The 22354-nt window shown below is 62.2% G+C and carries 21 protein-coding genes, 4 tRNA genes and 1 pseudogene; 9 read left to right on the top strand and 17 right to left on the bottom strand.

The features are described 5' to 3' along the window. Positions 1-150 precede the first annotated feature (150 nt). Both dusB and JOF57_RS30140 read right to left on the bottom strand, forming a co-directional pair. The gene (dusB, locus tag JOF57_RS30135; protein ID WP_209923842.1) at positions 151-1284 is read right to left on the bottom strand and encodes a tRNA dihydrouridine synthase DusB; all 1134 of its coding nucleotides are present in this window, start codon (positions 1282-1284) and stop codon (positions 151-153) included. Positions 1285-1331: 47 nt separating this feature from the next. Beyond that, complete coding sequence (locus JOF57_RS30140) at positions 1332-2336, bottom strand: acyl-ACP desaturase (protein ID WP_209923176.1); 1005 nt, start codon at positions 2334-2336, stop codon at positions 1332-1334. 195 nt (positions 2337-2531) lie between these two features. Between JOF57_RS30140 and JOF57_RS30145 the strand changes: the two genes are divergently transcribed. Further along, on the top strand, positions 2532-2981 hold the full coding sequence (locus JOF57_RS30145) for a hypothetical protein (RefSeq protein ID WP_209923177.1): 450 nt from the start codon (positions 2532-2534) through the stop codon (positions 2979-2981). Positions 2982-3153: 172 nt separating this feature from the next. Then, positions 3154-3594: a hypothetical protein gene (locus tag JOF57_RS30150; protein WP_209923179.1), complete on the top strand. Its 441-nt coding sequence runs from the start codon at positions 3154-3156 to the stop codon at positions 3592-3594. 20 nt (positions 3595-3614) lie between these two features. Here the strand turns inward: JOF57_RS30150 and JOF57_RS30155 are convergent, their stop codons facing one another. Then, on the bottom strand, positions 3615-4199 hold the full coding sequence (locus JOF57_RS30155) for a TetR/AcrR family transcriptional regulator (RefSeq protein WP_209923181.1): 585 nt from the start codon (positions 4197-4199) through the stop codon (positions 3615-3617). 79 nt (positions 4200-4278) lie between these two features. Between JOF57_RS30155 and JOF57_RS30160 the strand changes: the two genes are divergently transcribed. Beyond that, positions 4279-5289: an oxygenase MpaB family protein gene (locus JOF57_RS30160; RefSeq protein ID WP_209923183.1), complete on the top strand. Its 1011-nt coding sequence runs from the start codon at positions 4279-4281 to the stop codon at positions 5287-5289. 10 nt (positions 5290-5299) lie between these two features. Here the strand turns inward: JOF57_RS30160 and JOF57_RS30165 are convergent, their stop codons facing one another. Both JOF57_RS30165 and JOF57_RS30170 read right to left on the bottom strand, forming a co-directional pair. Then, a complete protein-coding gene (locus JOF57_RS30165; protein WP_209923193.1) occupies positions 5300-5656 on the bottom strand; it encodes a DUF732 domain-containing protein in 357 nt (118 codons plus the stop codon). Positions 5657-5784: 128 nt separating this feature from the next. Beyond that, positions 5785-5860: transfer RNA gene (locus JOF57_RS30170), tRNA-Lys, on the bottom strand. A gap of 133 nt (positions 5861-5993) precedes the next feature. On the opposite strand from JOF57_RS30170, the gene JOF57_RS30175 reads away from it, so the two are divergent. The 3 genes from JOF57_RS30175 to JOF57_RS30185 all read left to right on the top strand — a co-directional run bounded on the left by JOF57_RS30175 (position 5994) and on the right by JOF57_RS30185 (position 6299). Next, a tRNA-Glu gene (locus JOF57_RS30175) sits at positions 5994-6066 on the top strand. 35 nt (positions 6067-6101) lie between these two features. Next, positions 6102-6175, top strand: a tRNA-Asp gene (locus JOF57_RS30180). Between the two features lie 47 nt (positions 6176-6222). Further along, positions 6223-6299: transfer RNA gene (locus tag JOF57_RS30185), tRNA-Phe, on the top strand. A 38-nt stretch (positions 6300-6337) separates the two neighbouring features. On the opposite strand, the gene JOF57_RS30190 is transcribed toward JOF57_RS30185, so the two are convergent. From JOF57_RS30190 to JOF57_RS30205, 4 genes are read right to left on the bottom strand one after another with little or no spacing between them, the layout of a single operon-like run. Then, positions 6338-7492: a site-specific integrase gene (locus JOF57_RS30190; protein ID WP_209923195.1), complete on the bottom strand. Its 1155-nt coding sequence runs from the start codon at positions 7490-7492 to the stop codon at positions 6338-6340. Next, positions 7492-7728, bottom strand: coding sequence for a helix-turn-helix transcriptional regulator (locus JOF57_RS30195; protein ID WP_016888564.1), 237 nt, complete (start codon positions 7726-7728; stop codon positions 7492-7494). The genes JOF57_RS30190 and JOF57_RS30195 overlap by 1 nt, the downstream gene beginning before the upstream one ends. Positions 7729-7732: 4 nt before the next feature. After that, on the bottom strand, positions 7733-9085 hold the full coding sequence (locus JOF57_RS30200; protein ID WP_209923197.1) for an FtsK/SpoIIIE domain-containing protein: 1353 nt from the start codon (positions 9083-9085) through the stop codon (positions 7733-7735). Further along, positions 9082-9504, bottom strand: coding sequence for a plasmid replication, integration and excision activator (locus JOF57_RS30205; protein ID WP_209923199.1), 423 nt, complete (start codon positions 9502-9504; stop codon positions 9082-9084). The genes JOF57_RS30200 and JOF57_RS30205 overlap by 4 nt, the downstream gene beginning before the upstream one ends. Positions 9505-9595: 91 nt before the next feature. On the opposite strand from JOF57_RS30205, the pseudogene JOF57_RS31120 reads away from it, so the two are divergent. After that, a pseudogene (locus JOF57_RS31120) lies at positions 9596-9697 on the top strand (NUDIX hydrolase); the annotation flags it as partial. A 12-nt stretch (positions 9698-9709) separates the two neighbouring features. Here the strand turns inward: JOF57_RS31120 and JOF57_RS30210 are convergent. Further along, entirely contained in the window at positions 9710-9913 is a 204-nt protein-coding gene (locus tag JOF57_RS30210; protein WP_209923200.1) for a hypothetical protein, read from the bottom strand. 66 nt (positions 9914-9979) lie between these two features. Continuing rightward, entirely contained in the window at positions 9980-11791 is a 1812-nt protein-coding gene (locus tag JOF57_RS30215) for a type ISP restriction/modification enzyme (RefSeq protein ID WP_234939120.1), read from the bottom strand. A gap of 208 nt (positions 11792-11999) precedes the next feature. Here JOF57_RS30215 and JOF57_RS30220 point away from each other — a divergent pair, with 208 nt between their 5' ends. Together JOF57_RS30220 and JOF57_RS30225 are read left to right on the top strand one after the other, a co-directional pair. Next, positions 12000-12437 carry a hypothetical protein gene (locus tag JOF57_RS30220; RefSeq protein ID WP_209915625.1) on the top strand — a complete coding sequence of 146 codons (438 nt, stop codon included), beginning with the start codon at positions 12000-12002 and terminating at the stop codon, positions 12435-12437. Between the two features lie 23 nt (positions 12438-12460). Beyond that, complete coding sequence (locus JOF57_RS30225) at positions 12461-13408, top strand: DUF6602 domain-containing protein (protein ID WP_019345318.1); 948 nt, start codon at positions 12461-12463, stop codon at positions 13406-13408. A 218-nt stretch (positions 13409-13626) separates the two neighbouring features. Here JOF57_RS30225 and JOF57_RS30230 read toward each other — a convergent pair whose 3' ends face one another. The 6 genes from JOF57_RS30230 to JOF57_RS30255 form a co-directional block, all read right to left on the bottom strand. Next, positions 13627-15063, bottom strand: coding sequence for an ApeA N-terminal domain 1-containing protein (locus JOF57_RS30230; protein WP_209915627.1), 1437 nt, complete (start codon positions 15061-15063; stop codon positions 13627-13629). A gap of 65 nt (positions 15064-15128) precedes the next feature. Continuing rightward, positions 15129-15851: a M48 family metallopeptidase gene (locus JOF57_RS30235; RefSeq protein ID WP_019345316.1), complete on the bottom strand. Its 723-nt coding sequence runs from the start codon at positions 15849-15851 to the stop codon at positions 15129-15131. Next, positions 15838-18924 (bottom strand): type I restriction endonuclease subunit R, encoded by a 3087-nt coding sequence (locus JOF57_RS30240; protein ID WP_209915629.1) that lies wholly within the window; start codon positions 18922-18924, stop codon positions 15838-15840. The genes JOF57_RS30235 and JOF57_RS30240 overlap by 14 nt, the downstream gene beginning before the upstream one ends. Continuing rightward, the gene (locus JOF57_RS30245; protein WP_209915631.1) at positions 18921-19862 is read right to left on the bottom strand and encodes a GIY-YIG nuclease family protein; all 942 of its coding nucleotides are present in this window, start codon (positions 19860-19862) and stop codon (positions 18921-18923) included. Before JOF57_RS30245 ends, JOF57_RS30240 begins: the two co-directional genes overlap by 4 nt. Then, positions 19859-20977: a restriction endonuclease subunit S gene (locus tag JOF57_RS31385; RefSeq protein WP_234937754.1), complete on the bottom strand. Its 1119-nt coding sequence runs from the start codon at positions 20975-20977 to the stop codon at positions 19859-19861. The genes JOF57_RS30245 and JOF57_RS31385 overlap by 4 nt, the downstream gene beginning before the upstream one ends. A gap of 56 nt (positions 20978-21033) precedes the next feature. Beyond that, positions 21034-22317: an N-6 DNA methylase gene (locus JOF57_RS30255; protein ID WP_234938289.1), complete on the bottom strand. Its 1284-nt coding sequence runs from the start codon at positions 22315-22317 to the stop codon at positions 21034-21036. Between the last annotated feature and the right edge of the window lie 37 nt (positions 22318-22354).

The raw sequence follows: 22354 nt of genomic DNA on the forward strand, positions 1-22354 counted from the left end.
TTTGTCCTCATCTCTTTTAGCAGCACGGCGCCGGGCTGGCTACCTGAGCCGGCCGCGGCAAGGTTCTCATCGTACTGAGACATCCTGGGGGTGGGCTAGACCCATCCCGATGACAGGGCTGTCTCAATGTCATCTCGGTGCGAGTCCACGTCAGCCTCCGGAATGCATCACATCGGCCCCGACCGGTACTGCGCAGTCGTCAGGATCGTCGAGCCATCCCTCGGGCAACGACACCGAAGCGGCCGAGCCCTGGCGCCCGCGCGGTCCGGTGGCCGCGGGCGGGAACGGGGCGTCGCCGTCCAGTTGGTCGAGCAGCCCGTCGAGTTCGGCACGGGTCTTGACCAGGGCCAGCCCCCGCCGCAGGTCGGCGCCGGCCGGGAACCCGTGCATGTACCACGCCACGTGCTTGCGGATGTCGCGCATGGCCTTGTCCTCGCCGAAGTGCTCGGTGAGCAGTTCGCCGTGGCGGCGCACGATGTCGGCCACCTCGCCCAGGTTCGGCGGGGTGGCCGCGCGGCGCCCGTTGAACGCTGCCGAGAGTTCGGCGAACAGCCATGGCCGACCCAGGCAGCCGCGGCCGATCACCACGCCGTCGCAGCCGGTCGCAGCCATCATCGCGAGCGCGTCCTCGGCCTCGAAGATGTCACCGTTGCCCAGTACCGGGATGCCGGTGACATGGGCTTTGAGCGCCGCGATCTGATCCCAGTCGGCGGTGCCCGAATAACGTTGTGCCGCAGTGCGGGCATGGAGTGCGACGGCTACCGCCCCCTCCTCGGCAGCGATCCGCCCGGCGTCCAGATGGGTGTGATGGGCGTCGTCGATGCCGATCCGGAACTTCACCGTCACCGGAATGTCGGTGCCCGCAACGCCCCGCACCGCAGCCGCCACGATCTGGCCGAACAGGCGACGCTTGTAAGGCAGTGCCGATCCGCCGCCACGCTTGGTGACTTTGGGCACCGGGCAGCCGAAATTCATGTCGATGTGGTCGGCCATGCCCTCGTCGGCGATCATCTTGGCCGCGAGGTAGGTGGTTTCGGGGTCCACGGTGTAGAGCTGCAGCGACCGCGGCGATTCGTCGGGGCCGAACGTCGTCATGTGCAGGGTCACCGGGTGGCGCTCGACCAGGGCCCGCGCCGTGACCATCTCGCACACATACAGCCCGCTGACGGTTCCGGCGCGGGCGATCTCGAGCTCGCGGCACAGCGTGCGGAACGCCACGTTGGTCACCCCGGCCATCGGAGCGAGCACGACGGGGCTCGGCAACGCGAACGGCCCGATCCGCAAGGGGGATCGGGCCGGCGCTGCCGTTGCAGGGGGTGGGGCCGTCAGCGTCATGCCGTCGACGAGGACGACACCAGCAGGTTCTTCATGGCCTTCTTCTCGGCGACCTTGCGCTCGCGCTCCAGGCGGCGTTCCTTGGCCACCTCGAACTTATCGCACGCGTCCTCGAGTTCCTCGATGATGCGGCCGAGGTCGTCGCGCAGTCGGGCACCCTCGCCGGTGAAGTCCTCGCGCTCGAAGATGCGCCACTTGCGCAGCACGGGCATCACCACGTCGTCCAGGTGGATACGCGGGTCGTACACGCCGCCGACGGCAATGATGACGGCCTTACGGCGGAAGTCGGGAACCGTGTAACCGGGCATCCTGAAGTTGTCCAGCACGCGGTGCAGCGAGCCCATGCCCTGGTTGGGAGAGATGTCCAGACCGGCCGCCGAGACGTCCCGGTAGAAGATCATGTGCAGGTTCTCGTCGGCGGAGATGCGCTGCAGCAGTTGGTCGGCGATCGGGTCGTCGCAGGCCTTACCGGTGTTGCGGTGGCTGACGCGGGTCGCGAGTTCCTGGAACGACACGTACATCACCGAGTCGAACAGACTCTCGGCGAACAGGTCGCCCTGCTGGTTCTGACCGGGGGAGAAGCCGCGGGTGACCTGCTCGACGCGCAGTTCTTCCAGCTCGACGGGGTCGACGGCGCGGGTCACCACGAGGTAGTCGCGCAGGGCGATGCCGTGCCGGTTCTCCTCGGCAGTCCAGCGGTTCACCCAGTCGCCCCAGGCGCCGTCCATGCCCATGTTCATCGCGATCTCGCGGTGATACGAGGGCAGGTTGTCCTCGGTGAGCAGGTTCTGCACCATCGCGGTCTTGGCGACCTCGGACAGCTTGGACTGTCCCGGCTCCCAGTCCTGGCCGCCGAGCGCGTAGTAGTTCTTGCCGTCTGACCACGGGATGAAGTCGTGTGGGTTCCAGTCCTTACGCATCCGCATGTGGCGGTTGATGCTGGTCTCAACGACAGGCTCGAGTTCATGCAGGAGCTGCAGGTCGGTGTATTCCTGCGACATGTTGCTCCACCCTCCTCGCGCCCGATGGACGCTCAGTTATCTGTACCTGTTGGTAGCAGTCAATATATCTGTGTAAACCGGTGACATCAAGTTGTCACCCATGGTGTCTCGCGAGTCCTGCGTCACGTGTGATGCGCCGGTAGAGTTCGCACGGACACCTGTCGTCGTATACCCACACTCGGAGGTTGGGCACACGTGAAAAAGCTTGTCGTCGGTGCCGGAACCGTGGTTGCCGGTGCGGCCGTAGCCCTGCTGTCCGGTGCCGGCGTTGCCGCTGCTGCCCCTGACGTTGTGGGTTACACCTATTCGGACGCCTCGAGCGCGATCGAGAACAGCGGTTCCAGTGCCAAGGTCGCGGTCAGCGTGGGCAGCAAGCTGTCTCAGGGGGAGTGCATCGTCACCAATGCGTGGGATGCCCCGTTCGTGCGTGACGGTAGTCACGCCTCCGGCGAGGTCATGGTGGCCTTGAACTGTGAAGGCGACCACGCCACTGCCAACCACCCGGGCGCCTCGGTCGCCAGCCCGGCCGGCCGTCAGGCCAAGGCTGCTGACGATCTGGCGGAGGCGAAGCAGGCGTACGCCGAGCAGCAGGCCCAGCTCGCCGAGCAGGAAGCGCTCGCCGAGGCCAGCACGCCCGACGAGTAGGCGCGTTCGTCCTGGTCATGTGCCCTATGGGCGACTAAAATCCTCATCAGCTCCCAAAGAGTGTTTGCCGTGACACCTTGTCGCGGACCGCGGGGTTGCTGACACGAACGGCCGAGTGTGCCGTCGCCCCACCTCTCCGGGAGAGATCGCCGGACGGGGAAGGTCGGGCCAGATGAAGATCGCGATCGGGTGCGGAAGCGTTATCGCTATGTCCGCGGCGGGTTTTGCGTCCGCCGTGATTGGTGCGGGGGCGGCCCATGCGGCGCCGGACGTCGTGGGGCAGACATACAGCGACGCGGTCAGCGCCATCGAGGACGGCGGCGGCTCGGCGCATGTTGCTGTGAGCGTCGGCAGCCGTTTGCCGCGCAACCAGTGCATCGTCACCAACGCCTGGACCGTCCGTCAGTTGGTGCCGCAGAAATCCGACACCTACTTCGAGTACACCGAAGACGTGACGCAAGTGGCGCTCAACTGCGACGGTGATCACGCCACCGAGGCGCACCCCGGTGCGTCGATCGCCACCCCGGCCGGACGTGAGGCCAAGGCTGCCGAAGATGAGGCTGCCGCTGCCGAGCAGGCGCCGATCGCCGAGGCCAGTACCCCCGACCAGTAGCGGGGCGCCGGGGAGTTCGCTCAGAAACTGCCGGCCCGCCCGAGGAGCATGTCCACGCAATAGTCGATGAACTGTTCACGACTGGCCGGCAGCCTGTCGTCGAGATACGCGCTGAACAGTGCGGTCAACGCTCCGATCAGACCGGTGGCGACCATCGTCTGGCGCACCGGGTCGGCGATGCGGGTCAGCTTGCGCTGCAGCAGGCCGATGAAGTTGGGCATCCACTCCGCGCCCGAGCGGGTCAACACGGGTTCGGATTCGGGGGCGAGCAGCAGCACCCGGCCCCGGGTCGGATCATCCACCATCAGTGCGACGAATTGTTCCACCGCGTCGCGGGGTGTAGCGGCCGTCGTCAGTGCCGACATTGCCCGCGCGCAGACGTCGTCGTAGACGGCCCGGACGAACGTGTCACGGTCGGTGAAGCTCTCGTAGAAATATCGTTCGGTGAGTTCGGCCGCGCGGCAGACCGCGCGAACGGTCAGGGCCGGCCCCTCGGCCTTGCCCAGCAGGTTCACCCCGGCTGCGACCAGTTCGTCGCGACGACGGGCGGCGCGTTCCTGCAGCGGAACGCCCGACCATCGGCCGCGGCGTTGACCGGATGGCACATCTACTCCTAAGCTTCGATGACAACGTGTGTAGTCACAATTAAACAGGACCATCGTTCTGCCGGCAGAAAGCGCACCTGTGACCCAAGATACTTCTGAGACATGCCCCGTGACCAGCGGTTCCGACGTCGTGGCGGGTGGTTGCCCGGCCGCCCCGGGCGGATATGAGGCGCCGCCGTTGCCGCTCGGTCCGGACTCGCTGACATGGAAGTACTTCGGCGACTGGCGCGGCATGCTGCAAGGTCCGTGGGCGGGCTCCATGCAGAACATGCACCCGCAACTCGGTGCGGCCGTCGAGGAGCACTCGATCTTCTTTCAGGAGCGCTGGCCCCGCTTGCTGCGCTCGCTGTACCCGATCGGCGGCGTCGTGTTCGATGGCGACCGTGCGCCGCAAACCGGCGCCGAAGTCCGCGACTACCACGTCGACATCAAAGGCGTTGACGCTCAAGGGCGTCGCTACCACGCGTTGAATCCCGAAGTTTTCTACTGGGCGCATTCCACGTTCTTCGTCGGCACCCTCATCGTGGCCGAGCGGCTCGCGGGCGGAATCTCCGAGGCCGACAAGAGGCAGCTGTTCGAGGAGCACAAGCAGTGGTACTCGATGTACGGGATGAGCATGCGACCCGTGCCGGAAACCTGGGAAGACTTCGAGGTCTACTGGGATCACATGTGCCGCAACGTGTTGGAGAACAACAAGGCGGTCCGTGACGTGTTGGACCTGTCCGCGTTGTCCAAGCCGCCGTTTGCATCGAAGATGCCGGATTGGATGTGGGCGTTGCAGCGCAAATATGTGGTGCACCCGTTGTTCGTATGGTTCACCGTGGGTCTCTACCACCCGGCGGTCCGCGAACTGATGGGCTACACCTGGTCGGATCGCGACGAGAAGCTACATCGCTTGTTGGGCAAGGTGGTTGGCACGGTGTTCACGTTGGTGCCCCGTCGCTACCGCATGCATCCACGGGCGCGCAGCGCATGGGATCGGGTCAGCGGCCGTATCCCGGCGGACGCACCGCTGGTGCACACCCCGGCCCGCAACCTGCCGCCAATCGGCCACCGCGACAACGGAATGCACTACTGCCCGAAGGTCTGAACGGACCGCCTCAGCGTCCGATGTACGGGGCGTTCTGCGGGCAGTAGACCTTGACCGCACCCCGGACCAGGTTCGCGGCCTGATGTTTGTCGATGCCCGCCTTGCTCATCAGCTGGGCGATGACACCCCGCACTGTGCGTGCGGGCTCGATCCTGCCCTTCGTGAGCGCGTCACAGACCCCGCGCCCGACCTGGCCGGCCTCCTCGGCTGAGGTGGTCGGGATCTTCAGGTCCGTGACGATGGTGAAGAACTGGTCGTCCTGGGTGTCCGCATGGGCCGGTGCGACCCCGAGCGTGGCGCTTGCCGCCAGCGCTGCCGCGCCGATCGCGGTGGCCATGGCTCGAGTGCTCAGGCGCCGGGAGAACATGCTGCTGACTCCTTCGGGGTGGGCCGTCCGACCCTCTGCTCAACCATAAACGGGTGTGGCCTGTGGTGCTCGTGAGTTGGCCCACGCATCGCGTGAGCCGCACCGCTACCCGCCTTTCGGCGGGTGTTTGGTGCCCCCAGTAGGGCTCGAACCTACGACCTGCGGATTAAAAGTCCGTAGCTCTACCAACTGAGCTATAGGGGCGCGAAGAGACAGGGTACAAGATGGCGATTTTTGCGTTGCGACCACCGGGTTTGAGGATTTGGGCATCTGTACCCTAAGCTATCGAAGCTCCCAACGAACGAGGTTGATGAGTACCCCGGAGAGATTCGGATAGGCCCCCATCGTCTAGTGGCCTAGGACGCCGCCCTTTCACGGCGGTAGCACGGGTTCGAATCCCGTTGGGGGTACGCAACGCGGAAACGCGGAGCACGCAGGAAAGCAAGGCCCTGTGGCGCAGTTGGTTAGCGCGCCGCCCTGTCACGGCGGAGGTCGCGGGTTCGAGTCCCGTCAGGGTCGCAGTATTGCGGCGTAAGGCAAGTCCGGTCGAAAGACCGGCGCCTTCCGGCCAGGTAGCTCAGTTGGTACGAGCGTCCGCCTGAAAAGCGGAAGGTCGCCGGTTCGATCCCGGCCCTGGCCACCATTCTTTACCTGCATCGACACGGGTCTTGCACTCGGTTGTCAGTTGGATTCGTCCGGTTCTTGTCCGGTCTTCGATGTGTGAATCTCGGTCGCATGAAGCTGATCGAGGTTCGTCGCGACTTGGTCCAGCTCATCGGAGTAGAGGTCGCTGTAGATGTTCGCGGTCACGGTCGGCGTTGAGTGGCCCATGGTCTTCTGTACGTAGCGGAGGTCGGCGCCGGATTTTCGGGCCAGGCTGGCGTAAGTGTGGCGTAGATCATGGATGGTCAGTGGGGCCAGTTCTGTCTTCTTGAGGGCCTTGTTCCAGTGGGTGTGTCGACGCCAGTTGTTGGAACGCAGCATCGCGCCATTGGGTGACGTGACGGCGGGCTCGTCCGGTTCCCGCCCGGTGATACGCCCCTTGAAGATGTCGACGACGACTTGGGGGAGCGGGACGGTTCGGATGCCGGCGCGAGTCTTGGGCGGTCCGATGACGATGCGGCCTTCGACCTCCGGCGCGGCCCGTCGGACATAGAGGCGGCGGGCGGTCAGATCGATGTCCTTGACGCGGAGGCCGACGAGTTCGGACCAGCGCAGGCCGGTGTAAGCCAGGAGGGTCACGACATCGCCCTGGTCGCCGCAGGCCGTCGCGAGCCTCTGGACCTCGGGTGCACTGAGGTATCGGTGACGCTCCCGCTCGGGGATACGGCCAGCCGAGACGCCGAGGGCCGGATTGCGGTGGATTCGGCCGTCCTGATGTGCCACGTCGAGAATCGAACGCAGGAGACGCAGCGTCGATACCTTCGCCCACGGCCCGACCGTCAGGCCGTCGACGAACGCCTGGACTTCAGCGCGGGTGATCTCGTCGACGGGCACGTGACCGAACCGCGGCTTGATGCGCAATTCCCAGTGCTGGGTGTAGCCGCTCCAGGTCTTTGGCGACACCGCCGGCTTCTTGGACTCCGAGAATTGCGTCCAGATCCGTTGCAGCGGTGTGCGACCGAGGCGGGGGTCGAACCGACGCGCACCGAGGGCGGCTTCGTTGTCGCGTTCGGATTTGAACGCCTTAGCTTCGCGCAGAGTCGGGAAAGTGCCCGATGTTTCCACCCAGCCGGATGGGGCGTCGGGGTCCCGGATCAGGTAGCGGACTTGGTAGCGGGGCTCCCCGGCGGCGTTGAGACGTTTCCGGATGCCGCGTGGCGTGTTGCCGGCCATTACCGGCGCACCTGCTTGAGCCAGGACCGGACCTCGGCTGCATCCCACCGGCGCACCCGCTCCGACAACGTGTAGCAGGGCGGGCCGATCTGCTCGCCCGTCGTTTCGCGCAGCGCAGCCCAGCGGTTCAACGTCGCGGCAGAGACGCCGAGGAGCGCTGACACCTGATCTGCGGTCAGGAGCTCAGGAAAGTTGCCGGTGGAGACGAGTGCCTCCCGGAGACCGTGAATTACCATGGCGTTACCTCGTTGCTTGGATTGACTCGAACCAGTCATTCACTGCTCTGCCCCCGGCGGTCCTCGATCTCCCGTATTTCCTTGCAGTGGAGCGGATTTGATCGTCGGACCAGAAGTCGGATCGGACCTTGGTCGTGTGGCCGTCCTCTGCGATAACGTAGCCGGTGCCCGGCCGCTCAGGGCTGATTCGGTGCGCAGGCGCTTTGTCCACCATCCCGTCGCCGAGCACCATCGCGACTTCGTCGCGCGAACGCAGCCGCAGCGCAATGGTCTGGGTGAACAATTCGCGCATCGGGATGACTTCCTTGCGTGGATCCTGTACGAATGCGGCCACCGCAATCCCCAGGCCTCGGCCCTTGGACAAGATGCGCGCCAACGATGCCTTGGCCGCTTTGCACATGGCCGGATCGGACAGGTAGTAAGTCAGACCGGCGAGTTCGTCGATCAACAGCACAACCAGCGGTGAACCCTTGGTCGGAGTGTGTTGACGTGTGTGACCTGCCATCGCGTTACCACGTATATTCATCAATTTCTCCACTGCTGCAAGGGTTTCCAGGGCATCGGATTCTGTGGTGGCGATCTTGGTGAATAGCCCTGCGCCGACTGACAACTCGATGCCGTACTTCAGGTCAATTCCGACCAGATGAACCACTCCGGCCGCGACAGCAGGACCGAGCCCACCGGCGATGCCCCAGAAGACGGAGCCCTTGCCTGCGCCCGAGCAGCCCACGGTGAGGGTGTGCCGTCCGCTCAATGGGAGGGTCCAGGCGGAACCGTCCTCGCGTCGCCCGACCGCGACCCGTGTTGTTGCGACCGCTGTTGGCGGCGCTGCGTGACCTACCGTCGACAACTGCTCCCGCATGACCAGCTCGATACGCAGCGTCCCAGGCGAGATGACGACCGTCCGCGCCGAATGTGCACCTGCGGCGTCGCGGATCGCAGGGACGGCCCGCTCCAGATCCTCCACGGTCTGTCCCATCCGTGCTCGCACCGTTAGGCGCAGGGTGGTGTGAGACACGTTTGTTTCCAACAGCTTTGGATGAAACCAGCGGGTGGAGGTGGCCTGCTGGCCTTCTTTGTTACGGCGCGTGACCTGCTCGGAGGCGGATAAGCCGCAGCGCTTGCAGAGCTTGTGCCAGGAGAAGTGGGCCCAGAGTCGCCAGCGCAGCAGTCTGGCCGGTGTTGCGAATCGTTCCTCGTACGTCTCGGGTGAGTGCAGTCGCCAGGAGATGAGGGTGACGCCAGTGACTCCTAGGGCGATCGCCACCGACAGGCCGAGACTGGTGAGGAAATTCAGGACGTGGTCGAGGCGGAACGGGGTGTCGGGATCGAGCGGTGCGTACGGATCAGGATTCATGCCGATTCCCGGCTGGTCGCGGTGCTGGCGGATGGCTTGCCCGGTGCCCTCATCTCGGACGCTCGAAACGACCAGGCGATCCTAGAGAAATCGCCCGACTTCTCGATGTACGGCAGCGCCATGAGTCCGTCGAGAACCACTGGGGTGAAAGGTGTTCCGCTGGAATTGGCGGGTGTAGACGGCTGCGTCGGTGAGGCGAACTTAACCGTCACTGTTCGGCTGCGCTTTGGTGCCGCCGGATCACCGTCAAGCACTTCGACCTGCCACATCGGCAATCCAGTGTCGCGGTCTCTCGCTTGGACGCGGTTCTCGCCGGAGGACTTGTCGAAGTCGATCATCGGAGTCACCTCTGAGACGAGGAATGCGCCAAACGAGAACACCTGGTCGTGGCCGATCTGGAGCCATTTGGGGATGGACATTGTGTCGCCTTTCGCGCGGGAAACTAGATACCTATCCAAAATGGCACCTAGAGGAGTCTTCAGCGGTGCCCCTAGAAAATTGGGAATAGCTCAGTCGGTGATGGTTCCGGCTTTCGCAGCCCGCGTCATGGACGCGTTCGAAGAGTCGCCGCAGTCGCGGGCGCACGATGGCGTGATTCTCCTGCGCGGGTAACAGCTTTGCGCCCTACCTCGGGAGAAACTGTGGTGTCGGCAAATCGGTGTCCGGCACTGCGGTCCCCCCGCCGTGTACAGGATCGCTATTCCCACGCATCACTTCGGCTGCGTCGAGCAGCACGGTGTTGAGATCGCCACGCAACAGCGCAGTACTGCCTTCATCGTCGGGAAGGACCCAGCGCTCGGCGGACTCACTCAGCATGTAGGTCGCCATGGCTGGAAGCTATCGCGGTGGACCGACAACAAGTCGCAGTCCGACGCGTAGCCCAGTCGTCGGGTCCTATCCGCTCTCGGCGAGCCCGTCGACAATCTTCATCGTCTCCACCGCGACGGTCGTGACCTTGGCGATCAGATCGACGATGTAACGCGGGTCGTTGCGCTCGTCGCACCAGTCGTTCGGGTCGTTGACTATGCCGGACGCCTTGTCGGTCTTGACCTGGTAGCGGTCGATGATCCACGCCAGCGCCGACCGGGAGCCGATCATGTATCGCTCGGCCGTTTCGGGGATGCCAGTGATGGTGACCTTCGTGTTGTATATCAACTTTGTCACGTCATCGACACTCTTGCCGGTGCCTGGGTCCTTCTTCTTGGCCCACTTCAGCTTCGACACCCTCCACGTCTCGCGATCAGTCGCATCAGCGCCGGGCTTGAGCTGCACATCGACTGGGTACTGCTCGGCGTCTTCGTATTCGACGTGAAGGTCAGCCAGTGCCCGGCCGGCTGATGCGAGCTGCTCGAACCGCTCACGCGTCTGCGGGGTCGGGATGTGCGGCAGCATCTTCTTTAGGTCGGCGGCATAGGTCTCGCGGTAGGCCGGGTCGTGGAGCAGGCTGTAGACATAGAAGAAGACGTCGTCCTTGGTGACCTGATCGCCGACCGCGGCGCGGTAGGTGGCGAGGATGCCGTCGGTGATGTTGTCGACGCGGCGGTACCCATACTCATCAACGTCTCCCGCGCCGCCTCCGAGGTCGAGGGTGCCATCCTCGGGGCCGGCCTTCTCGTAGGTCCAGCGGGGAAAGAACTGACCACCACTCCCCGCACCTGTTACGTGCAGGTTCGGCAGCAAGCTCAACGCAAGCGCCGAGAACGGCACTTCAGAGCCCGCTCCCACCACGTAGATCCCAACATTCTGGTGTTGTGATGTTGGAAACACGGACGGCAGCTGCGACTGCCGCTCGTTGACGGCAGGATCGAAGTACAGATGCTGGGGCTCGAACGGCCGATACATGCCGAGTACTAGCGCGCTGGGTCGGTATTCGATCGGGGTGAGGCGAAGGAGCTGCGATCGAAGGCCAGCACTCCAGCTGATCCTGGACGGGTCGGCGTCGACAAGCTGGTCAGTGGCTGCCTTCCTGGCGGAGGTGCTCATCCGCGCGATGTCCGGCACATGCTTAAGAATCTCGTCTACCTGCTCGTTGAACCGCTCGACCATCCGAGCCGTATTCGCCCTCACCTTTTCAGCGGCGAAACCGTAGACCCAAGAATCCCGCGCGGTCGACACACCGAGGGTGTAGTTCGCGAAGAGTCTCTCTCCTCCCTCACGATCTCCGATCACTGGCCAGGCGGCAAACTCCCCGCTGCGCTGACTTGTCCAGTCGCCGTGCTCGTTCGGAGCGATCGCTTGCCAATCCACTGAGCCCACCGTGCCACCGCTCACGATCGCCAGCTTCTCCTCGCGGGTCAGGTAGTCGCCGATGTCCCGGTACAGCACCTCGCACGGGCCGATGTGGCCGGGCGCCTTAACTCCGATGAAAATCGCGACGGTGTTCCGGCTGCCAGAGCCGAAGACCTTACCGCCCTCGCGGCGGGAGAGCTCACCTGCGGTCCGCTGGTTCCCGCGCAGATTGTGGACGTATATCCGGCTGTACTCGTCGGTGAGGGACAGACGGAAGCCGTCGTAGCTGTTGCCATCGATCCAGCCGCCGTTCGAGACGAAGGCGACGACGCCACGATCACCGATACGATCGCTGGCCCACCTGAACGCCCTCACATACGAGTCGTACAGGTTCCGCTTTAGACCCGCGGTACTCCGCACCGCATACGTGTCCGCGATCCGCTTGTCCAGAGTCGGGTATGCCATGTTCACATTCAGGTCATTCGCTGAGCTCTGTCCTACCGAGTATGGAGGTTCCGTACAGGGTTTCGGCGTGTTGCGATCGCGCTCGCTGATCGGTCTGTGATTGAAGCCGTGGTGGACACCGAGATTCCACAGGTACCCAACATGTCGTGCCCCGATAGATAGAAGGTTGACCACGTTGTCTTCGCTGACAGCAGCCGAGTAAACGTCTAACGTCTCTCCCGTGGATGACACGTCCGATCGCCTACTGAACTACGCCAGCCTCGCTCTCGGCGCCGCATTCAGTGTTGCGGGTCAGTTCTTGCCGAGATGGGCCAGCTGGCCGTTCTTCGTTGTCAGCCTGGCGATTCTGAGTTACTCGGTTTGGCAATTTGCCAAGCGGCGGTTCTTGCGTGGCCCATTCGGTGGCTCATTGGAGCGATTCTCGTTTGGGGAGTACGAGACGCGCTGGGGCAACTCCCCTTCTGACGTTCGCACGGCTGCGCGACTGATGCTCGAACTTGCGGCGACCGAATCTTCCCATCATCAAGTCCTTCAAGAGCTGCATCAGCGCAATGATCGCTGCATCCGCTTGATCGAGCCTACCTCCACTTCAAAGGTGGTCGTCAGACCATTGTTTCGGGCGAGAAGTTTGAACAGAGCTTCACCGACAAACGCATGACCGAAATCTATTAGGCTGGCTGGATGATCCACAAGCATCACGAGTGGCTTACCGACGTGAATGAGTCCATCGTCAGGGATTACGAGCGTGAGCAAGAGATGGCCCGTACTAAGGGGCGCACCCAGGAGACCGGGCATGTCGTCGAGTCACTCTGGGACGGTGTGCTCACCGAGTGGCTGCCGCCGCAATACGAGGTCGATAAGCGGAAGTACATCTTACTCGAAAACGAAGATGGTACGTCGCTCCCGAAGGAAACAGACATCCTCGTTTACCACCCTCACTATCCGGAGAAGCTACGCAAGAAAAACTATATTCTTGCCTCTGGCTTGGCTGCCGCTTTCAGCGTGAGGCGAACGGTCGGCAGAAAAGACATCGAGGATGCGTACAAAGAGGGCATTGCCCTCCGGCGCGGCATGAAGTTACGTGAAGCGACTCTCCAGGCCCACTTGATCCCGCCGGTCTTCTTCGGACTGCTCGGTGAATCTCACGATTGGAAGGCTCCGGGCAGCAAGCCGAAGGAAAACGTCAAAGCCATAACGGATGAGTTCGACCGAGACCTGGTTAAGGCGCCCCGTGAAGGACTCGATCTGTTATGTGTCGCAGATCTGGGGACATGGGGCCGAACAACTGCGGTGTTGCCTGAAAAGTTCATGAGGGGGCCCGTGTGGTCGGAAGAATTCAGGTCAGCCTTCAGTGGCAGCGCTGAAGCCCAATCGCTTGTTCTTTCCGGTATGAAGCATGACTATGAACAAACGAATCTGTCACCTCTGACTAATTTCGTTGGTTCATTGTGGAATATGCTGGCTCTTAATGACCCCACTCTGAAACCGCTCGCAGCCGGTTTCCGCATCACGAAGACTGTGGAGACTACCGGCGGCCTCAATATGGGGTCGGGGCCATACAAACTTGCCGACTTGGTTCCTCCGAAGATCGCAAATGGATACCGGAACGGAGAGCCCTGGTCCTACTGACGGCCTAGGGGAGTTGTTTAGCGCACCTAGTTAGCGCCCTCGTAGCCGAGTCATCCTGTCCCACTCCATCTTTCACCACAACTGTGACACCTTGGCAAAACTGTGGGGTGGTGTTGGTCTAGAGTCCGCGAATATCGTGCCGCGTCGGTACCTTACGCTTAGCAGCTTCGAACAAGCGGCGAGCGGCTTCCATTCACGACAGGCTGCGTAACGCAACCTCATCCTGCGAAGATCCGTGGCCATTCGGAGTTCCAGTTATCACGCTGGTTGCTGAACCGTTCCGACTGTTCGGTCGCTGATGCGAGCACAGAATCCTGCACCCCAGCTTCGATCAACAGACGAAGCGTCAGCATCCAATGCAGCGACTGGTTGAGGGCGAGCATCTGGCGGAGCCTTTCGCCACCGAGGCCGTTCTGCCCGAGTCCGTGGGCTAAGGCGATGCGCTGATCGACAACTTCTTTTTTCCACCGTCCTAGACGTCCAATACAGGCTGGAACAGCTTGGACAACCGGGCCGGCCAGCGCCGCCACCCGCTGTGGGTAGCTGCACTCGTGCCAGTAGTTCCGTAGCGCCGATGAGAAGCTCTCGGCGATCTCAGGAGGTATGTTTGACGAGCCTACCGCCGACAGCGATGCGCCGATCTGTTCAGTGCTGAACCGGCGAGCATCGGGATGGAGCGTCCGGTGGAGAGCCTCGACGGCAGTGGCCAGGGATAGCGCATCGGATTCAACTGTCGGGAACTCGTTGCGGATCACGGCGGCGAGAATTTGCGGCACCGGCGTGGTGCGACGATGCACCTCGAGCCATCGAGGAAGAAACTCGAGGCCCACGTCCATCCGCGTGAAAAGTAGCTCACCCGCCGCCTCAGGGGCAGAAGGGTCGATGCGGTAGCCATGCACCGAACACCATTTGCCTGCCCAAACGTCTAGCGACCTTATGGAGCACGGTTTGCCCGAGATCAGGGTCATGAGGTCGGCGAGCGGGTTCAGGACACGCACCCCCACGTCGGTAATGCTCCAGCCGTTGAAGAGTTCGAACTCCAATTGGCTGGTTGCCTTGACATGGAAGCCTCGAATGCCAGGGGGTCGGTGCGTCACGGAAGGACCAAGCGTGACATAACCTGCGTCGTCGACGAGTTCGGCGTCGAGAGATTTGTTTCGCAGATCCATGTGCCAGTCGAGCTTCAGCCGATCATCGAGATGGACAGTTGTTGAAAGCGCGGGGATAGCGGCCCATTCGGCGAGGTTCGTGACATCAGGGCGGATTCCCTGCAACGGGAGATCAGGATCGGGCAGGTGTTCGCCGACGATGCACCACGTGGCCGCAAGCCTTTGCATGGAGGGGCCGGTGTTAGGCCTGCCAAGGAAGGACCTGCGACGGGTTGTGTACGAGTCCCACAAAGTGATCTTGCTCGGTCGTAGTGGGATGGATCCCAAGACGACCATGTCGTCAGGATCGTCACGCATCTTCATTGTTGACCCGCTAGACCCGGTCGCCTCTATCGAAAACCGTGGTGTTAGTTCGGGGCTCACGTCAAGGCGGACTTCGGTACCGTCCACCTCAAGCATTCCGGTTACACGTAAATCACCGAGGTTTGGTAACCAGAACTGACCAAGGGAACTCGTTGTCTGCACGGGAAAATTGTTACTGGACATGCGCAGTCATGTTTCGTTGCTGCGGAGGAATCCTGCGCAGCGGGCTGGTCTCGCTCACCCCGCTACTACCCCCACTTCTCATCGGCGAGCGGAGCGTCGTTGAGTCGATCGCGTCGGGTTCGCCAGTCGGGCATCGCCTCATCCATGAGCTTCGTGAATTGGTTGCCATGGTTGCGCTCGAAGTAATGCATCATCTCGTGAACGACGATGTACTCCAAGCAGTCCGGATGCTTCTTGGCGAGCTCGACGTTGAACGTCAGCCGCCGGGTTTCGCGATTGCAGGTTCCCCATTTGGTTCGCATGCGACGGATAATCCAGTCCGGTACCTGCGTGGCGAGCTTCGACTCCCAGGTCGAGATCAAAGCTGGGATCGCCGCGCGCAACTGCATCCGGTACCAGGTGTCGAGCACGGTGCGGCGCTGCTCGGCGTTACGGTCAGACGGCACATACAGGATCAGTCGATCACCATCGATCTCCACGAGGGCACGGCCCGGCCGCTCAACGACCGTGAGCCGGCGGCGCACACCCCACACGTAGTGGGATTCTCCCGTAACCATTTCGCGCTCTGACTGCCGGTCGGTCGAACGGAGCTGCGCACGTTGACGCTTGATCCACGGCAGCCGTTGGATGACAGCGAGACGCACCTGGTCGTCATCGAGCCGCCGCGGCGCGGCCACACGCACGCGGCCCGTCGGTGGGTAGACACCGATGTGCAGGTTCTTGATGTCCTTGTAGACGACGTCGATGTCGATGCCGCGGACGGTGAGGTAGGCGCTAGCGGTATTCATTGCGTGCCTTCACCAGTTCAAACAGTTCATCGAGCCGGTCAAAATCGTCAGGAAGTGTGCGGCTGATCGCTCTCTTGACGACCTTCTCCTTCATCGTGTTGCCAACCCAGTCATGCGGCTTGCTCGTCAGGATCGCGGTGTCGACCCGGATGGGCATCGTAGGGTCGGGCCATCCGAAGTCGATCAGAGCGCGGCGTGCGCCGTTGTCGGCCCAGTCTGGGTATTTGGTATCGGATTCCTTACTGCCGAGCTTCTTGGCGGCGTCGAGCAACTTGGCCAGGAACTCCCGGTAGTCAATGGCCTGCTGGCGGCGCTGTTCAATAATGGCGTCGAGCAGCTCACTCATCTTGTCGTAGTACTTCGGGTTCATCGCGTGCTCGTCGATGATCACCTTGCGCATGTTGTTGGTGATCGTCTCGGCGACCGCCTCGGGGTCCTTCTTGATCCCGGTCGGTAGCTTGTCGATTGCCCCCGCACCGAGCTTCACGATCAGATCGATCAGGCCCGAGTCCTCGAAATTGGAGACGACTTCGGAGGCGCCGGCGTGGATGTAGGTGTCGAGCAGGAACCGCATCCCTGCCTCGTACTGCTTGAAATCGACGTCCTCGCCCGCACCGAGCTTCACCTCAGCGCGCACGTTGACGTAGTGCGCGATCTCGGATTTGATCGCCTCGGCCTCGGCCGCGCTGTACCCGGCGGTGGTCATGTCGTTGGCGAGGTTGGCGTAGGCGCGGGTGACGGCGGCAACAGCTTTGTACAGTTCAACGCGCTTGGGTTCGTTGGCCTTGAGCTGAATGGCGTTGCCCTGCTCCAGGGCGCAGAAGTACTGCTGGTAAAGCAGCGTGCTCTTAGGCTGCGCAACGGGTTCGACCAGGGCGCGGATACGTTCAAGGGCTTCGTCAAGGTCGTCGCGGGCCTTCTCAATGCGATCGGAGAGCAGTCCCTCGATGTCTTTCTTCTCGTAGCCGTCCAGTGCACCGGAGGTGTAGTCGGTGATCGCGTCTTCGAGCGAGTTGAACAGGTCCTGGTAGTCGACGATGTAGCCGTAGTCTTTGTCGTCGCCGTCGAGGCGGTTGACGCGGCAGATGGCTTGGAAGAGGCCGTGGTCGCGCATCTTCTTGTCGATGTAGAGGTAGGTGGCGCTGGGTGCGTCGAAGCCGGTGAGCAGTTTGTCGACCACGATCAGCAGCCGCATCTGGCCGGGGTTCTCGATGAACTGGCGCTTGACGGCCTTCTCGAACTCTTCGACCTTGCCCATCGCGGTGTCTTCGGGCTCGTCGAAGTAGTCGGCCAGCATCTTGCGGTAGATGTCGTACTGGCGGATCTTCTCGGTCTTGCCTTCGCCGGAGTCTTCTTTGGCTATGTCGCTGGCGTTGGGGGTGTAGCTGGTGACGATGGCGCACTTGCCCTTGAAGCCGGCGTTGCAGAACAGCTCGTAGAACTTGCAGGCCTGGTAGATGGATGAACCGACGAGCATGGCGTTGCCGTGCCCATCCATCAGGCGGGGCTTGGTCTCCATGTCGAGCAGGATGTCGTTGACGATCTGCTTGGCGCGTGGCTCACTGGAGACGACCTTTTGCATGGTGCCCCAACGCTTTTTGAGCTCAGCCTTGGATAGATCGGTCATGCCTTTGGTCTTGACCTCGAACCACTTGTCGACCTGATGAGGCGACATCAGATCCTGGTCGATGTTGCGGGCCTCGTATTGCAGGTCGAGCACGACGCCGTCGGTGACGGCTTCGTCGAATTTGTAGGTGTGGATGAACGTGCCGAAGGTCTCGATGCTGGTGGCCTTATCGGCCTTGAGCAGCGGGGTGCCGGTGAAGCCGATGAACATTGCCTCGGGCAGCAGTGCGTTCATGGCGGTGTGCATCTTGCCAGACTGGGTGCGGTGGGCTTCGTCGACGAAGACGAAGATGTTGCCTTTGGCTTTGAAATCCTGCGGGACGGTTGCCTGCAGCTCTTTGATGAACTCGGCGGTCGCCGCGTCGTCCTCGTTGTCGTTGTCGGCGGCGCGGAACTTGTGCACGAGCGAGCAGATCAGCCACTCCTCGCTGGCGTTGAGTGTGCTGATCAGGTCGGCGCCGCTCGTGGTGCGGTAGATCTGCTCGTTGACACCGTTGAAGACCTTCTCGATCTGGTCGTCGAGTTCGGTGCGGTCGGTGATCAGCAGCACCCGCGCATCCGGTTCGTTCTCGCGAATCCACTTGGCCAGCCACACCATCGTCAAGCTCTTGCCCGAACCCTGGGTGTGCCAGATGATGCCACCCTCGCGTTTCGAGATGCGGCCTTGGGCGGCTTTGACGCCGAAGTATTGGTTGTGGCGCGGACCCTTCTTGATGCCCGCATCGAAGACGATGAAGTTATGGATCAACTCCAGCAGACTGTACTTGTTGCACATTTGAAGCAGTGCCCGGTCGAGTGGGTCACCGACATCGGACGGCTCTTTCCACTCCAGCCAGTACTTCTCCTGCGTGTCGATGACGCCGTAGCGCAACCCTTCGACGTCGTTGCCGGCGAAGACGAACTGCACCGTCGAAAAGAACGACCGGATGAACTCCGGCTTCTGGTTACCGATCGTCTGCCGGATACCCTCGGACACAGCGACTTTGGAACGCTTGAGTTCCAGCGTGGCGAGCGCCAGGCCGTTGACGTACAGCACCACGTCGGGGCGCTTGGTGTGGTGGCCGGCGACGGTGACTTCCTCCACGACAACGAAGTGGTTGGCGTCGGGGTTCTTCCAGTCGATCAGCCAGACCGTCTCGGCCTGCTCGCCCACGCCAGGCTTGACCTTCACGCCGTAGCGCAGCAGCCTGTAGACGTCCCTGTTCGCTTCATACAGGTCGTGACCGGCGCCGACCGAGGCAGCTTTGCCGAGCTGGTCGAGCGCACGGTTGATCAGGTTATCGTCGTAGCCGCGCGCCGTGAGGTTTTGGGTGAGCAGATCGGTTTCAACGTTTGTGTTGTGCTCGCGGTGCCCCCAATTGCCGAGATACTCGTAACCGAGCTGGTCGCGAAACAGCGCGACGACGCGGTTCTGGGTCCTGCGTTCAGGCTGGCCGACGTCACTCACGAACCGGCCCCCCGGCTCATCGCCTCGTCCACACCTTCGGTCTCCCACTGCCCATACCGAGTAGATGTGCCCTGGATGATCCACTTCGTGCGGCCGTTCGAAGCGCGGCCCGCCACCACCGCTGCGGCAGCGCTCGGACTAGCGAAGACATGGTTGCGGGTAAAGCGCATGTTCGCGCCGTCAGGCGCCGGTTCCAGAGTGCCGTCCTGCTCCAGTTTTTCGCGCAGCCGCCGGTAATTGTGGGTGGCCACACCAGTCCAGGAAGCCCGCGCCTCAGACCGCTCGAACACGGTGAACTCACCGTCGATCACCTGTGCAGTGGCGGTCACACCCACCTTGGGTAGAGCCATGGTGAACAGCGGTGAGTTGGTGCGTCCATTTGCCGGATCGGTGGTGGATACAGCGGGAGCCGTTCGTGGTGACCGCAGAATATTCACCCCGAGCACCGGCAGCACGATCTTGGCTTGTTCGATGAAGTACTCCATGTCCGACACGTCCGCCTCCGGCAGGGTGATCGGTGGAGGTGTGGTGCCGTTGGTGAGCTTCGCCCGACTGGCCTGCAAGGCAAGGGTTATCAGCCGACTTTCCAGGTAGCGGGCGTGTGCCTTCGTCAGGTTGGTGTCTTTGCTCGTCAGCATGATGGCTCGATCCCAGAAGTCTTTGCCGTTCTGGTCTTCCGAGCGGGCGTGCTGATACAGCCGCTTGCTGACGTCGTCACCTTCGCCGATATAGGCCTTCTGCCCGCCAAGGCTGTCCGGATCATCACCGAGCAGGATGTAGATACCGGTGCGCGTCGCCTCCGGACGCTGCAACAGTGCCGCCAAGTCCGAACGCGGCGCCGCCACAACGTGACCGGTCCAGTTCATGATCTCAGCCGTGAGTAGGCCACCTGGTGTGCCGTCAGCCAGGAACAGGCGAACGGACTTGCCAGCGCTCATGACGTAGCCTCCACAAGTAGGCGCGTGCGCCCTGTTAGCAGCTGCTGCATCATGCCGGCCTTGATGTCGCGCATCTTGTCGAGACGCACGTGAAGCGCGGCGAGTTGTTCGTCCACATCCCAGAGCGCCTCTCCGATGCTGTGTTGCTCGGCTGGCTCCGGTACGCGAACACGACCACCTCTGATAACGCGTGAGTCAATACTGGGAAATGTTGATCCCGATTGGAGCTTCAGCAGTTCCGTGACGACTGCATCCAGCGCATAGCGGATGTAATTCTGATCGTTTCTGCCCTTCGCGCGGACTGCCGCTATTCCTCGGCCGATGCAGTACGGCCGGTCGGCGGTGTTCATGCGTCCGGTTGAACTCCCGCGGACGCAGATCAGAATGTCTTCGGGTTCGCAGAATCTAACCGGATCAGTGGTCCACTGTTTAACAGTTGGATGCCGATCCGTGAATTCAGTGGGGCCGTTGATGAGCGGCACACCAGCTCCATCACGGTTGTAGGAGGCTCCTGCCGGTGACTGCCCCATTATGACGTCAGCTATGTCGCCGAGAACACCGCTCCGCAGTGGCCCGTTGAAGCCCGGCAGGCGGGTGCGACCGGTCAAGAGCTGCTGCATCATGCCCTGCTTGATCGCCTGCTTCTTGGCGATGAGGCGTTCGAGGGCTGCGATCAGATCATCGGCTTCTTGGAGCGCATCACCAATCCGACGCTGTTCCGTTTCTAAAGGCAACGGCAGCGGCATCAGAACGAACTTCTCGCGCGGAAGGTGCGCGATGCTTGTCTGAGTCACAAAATCAGAAAAGGCGCCAATTGACGACCAGTACTCCAGAAAGGCCAGCATCAGACGCGCGTCGTAGCCTCTCTTCGCGCGCAGCCGATGAAGCGCCTTTTGGTAGTAGCACTCGGGCAGCTCGTTTCGCCAGATCGCCCCTCGCCCAACGTCGCCACCTTCACATACCAGGAGGTCACCGTCTCGCAAGCGATAGCGCTGAAGGTCCGAACGAGTCATGGGAACAATGCCACCGACTGAAACATCGATCCGTCCCCACTGAACCGCGCGATTTCCAAGATATGGTTTCGGAACGCCAACATTCTTGGCTGCGTCAAGCATCTTCCCAAGCTGAACGTCGAATTGTTCGCCTACTGTTGACGTAGCCCACGCCCCGGTCACGACACAACTCCCATGTCGGCAAGATGGCCTGCGATCCTGGCTTCGAGCTTGTCGAGTTCGGCATCGAGATTGGCGACGGTCGATGCGTAGCGTTCGCCGAGCTGCTGGATTCGTGCGACTAGGTCGAGGGTGAGGGCTTCGACTTCACCGGCGACTCGTCGCACAACTGTCGCCTGCCATTTGTCATCGAGTACGAGTGTCTTGATCTCGTCCTCGGTGAGCTCGCCGTACTTCTTGAGCGTGGCGAGGTCGAGCTCACCTTGCGCATCTTTGACGGCCTTCTTGGCGGTCGCTTCGGCGTTGTACAGCTTTGTGACGTGATGCAGTGCCTTGATCTCGTCAGGATCGCCGCCAACCTTGATGGCCTTCAATCGTGCGGCGACGAGCGCCTTCGAAATCTTGTCGTCGTCCATAGAGTCGGCAAGCAGTCCGTCTTCGACGGCGTGCTCTTCGACGTACTCCTCGACAGCGCGAGTTGCTTCCTCTGCCGCAGCGGTGAGGTCGTCGACTTTGGCCTGTTCATCAGCAAAGTAGCGGGCCACGATAAGTGCGGGCGGGATGAGGTCCATCTTGTACTTGGTGGCGCTGCCACCGGAACCGACGACCAGATCGGGGGTCTCGGTTAGTTTGCGTTCCTTGTCTTCGATCGTCTTGCGTGGTTTGGCGGCGCCCTGCCAGCCGTCGGCCATGATCAGGTAGACGTCGTCGTGCATGGTGTCGTGCCAGTAGGTCATGAGCTGCTCGTAGACGTTGTACTCGTCGAGCAGCGGCATCGGCTTGAAGCGGGCCAGCAGGTCGTCGCTGATGGTGGCGATGAGGTCGTTCGGTGTGGTGTCGGCGGTGATGCCGGCCAGTGCGTCGCGGTGGGTGGCGAACCAGTCTTGGACCAGTCCTGTGGCTTCGTCCCGGAGCTTGTGGAAGCCGGGCGCGTCGAAGATGGCCTGCTGCACGGCGCTGACGTCGATGGCCAGGTCGCTGTAGCCGGGGCGATTCGGGGTGAAGATCTGGCTGCGCAGCTGCGGGAAGGCATCCCAGTAAGGCTGGAGCGCGTCGAGGTCGCGGTCGGGAATACCGCCCTGCAGGTGTGCGGACAGGTCTTGCAGGTCCTCAGGTTCGGAGGAGTCGATGTAACGCGGGATATTGAGGTTGTAGTCGTTCTTCGGGTCGGCGATCTCGCTCATCGGCACCATGCGCGAGTAGCGGTCGATCTCGATCTGCTTGTTGAAGGTGTCGACGATTTTGTGGATGTCCTGGCTGCGCAGGCGGGTTCTTGTTGCCATCCTTCATGAAGCCCTTGGAGGCATCGATCATGAAGAC

This window comes from Mycolicibacterium lutetiense (assembly GCF_017876775.1).
GTDB lineage: Bacteria > Actinomycetota > Actinomycetes > Mycobacteriales > Mycobacteriaceae > Mycobacterium > Mycobacterium lutetiense.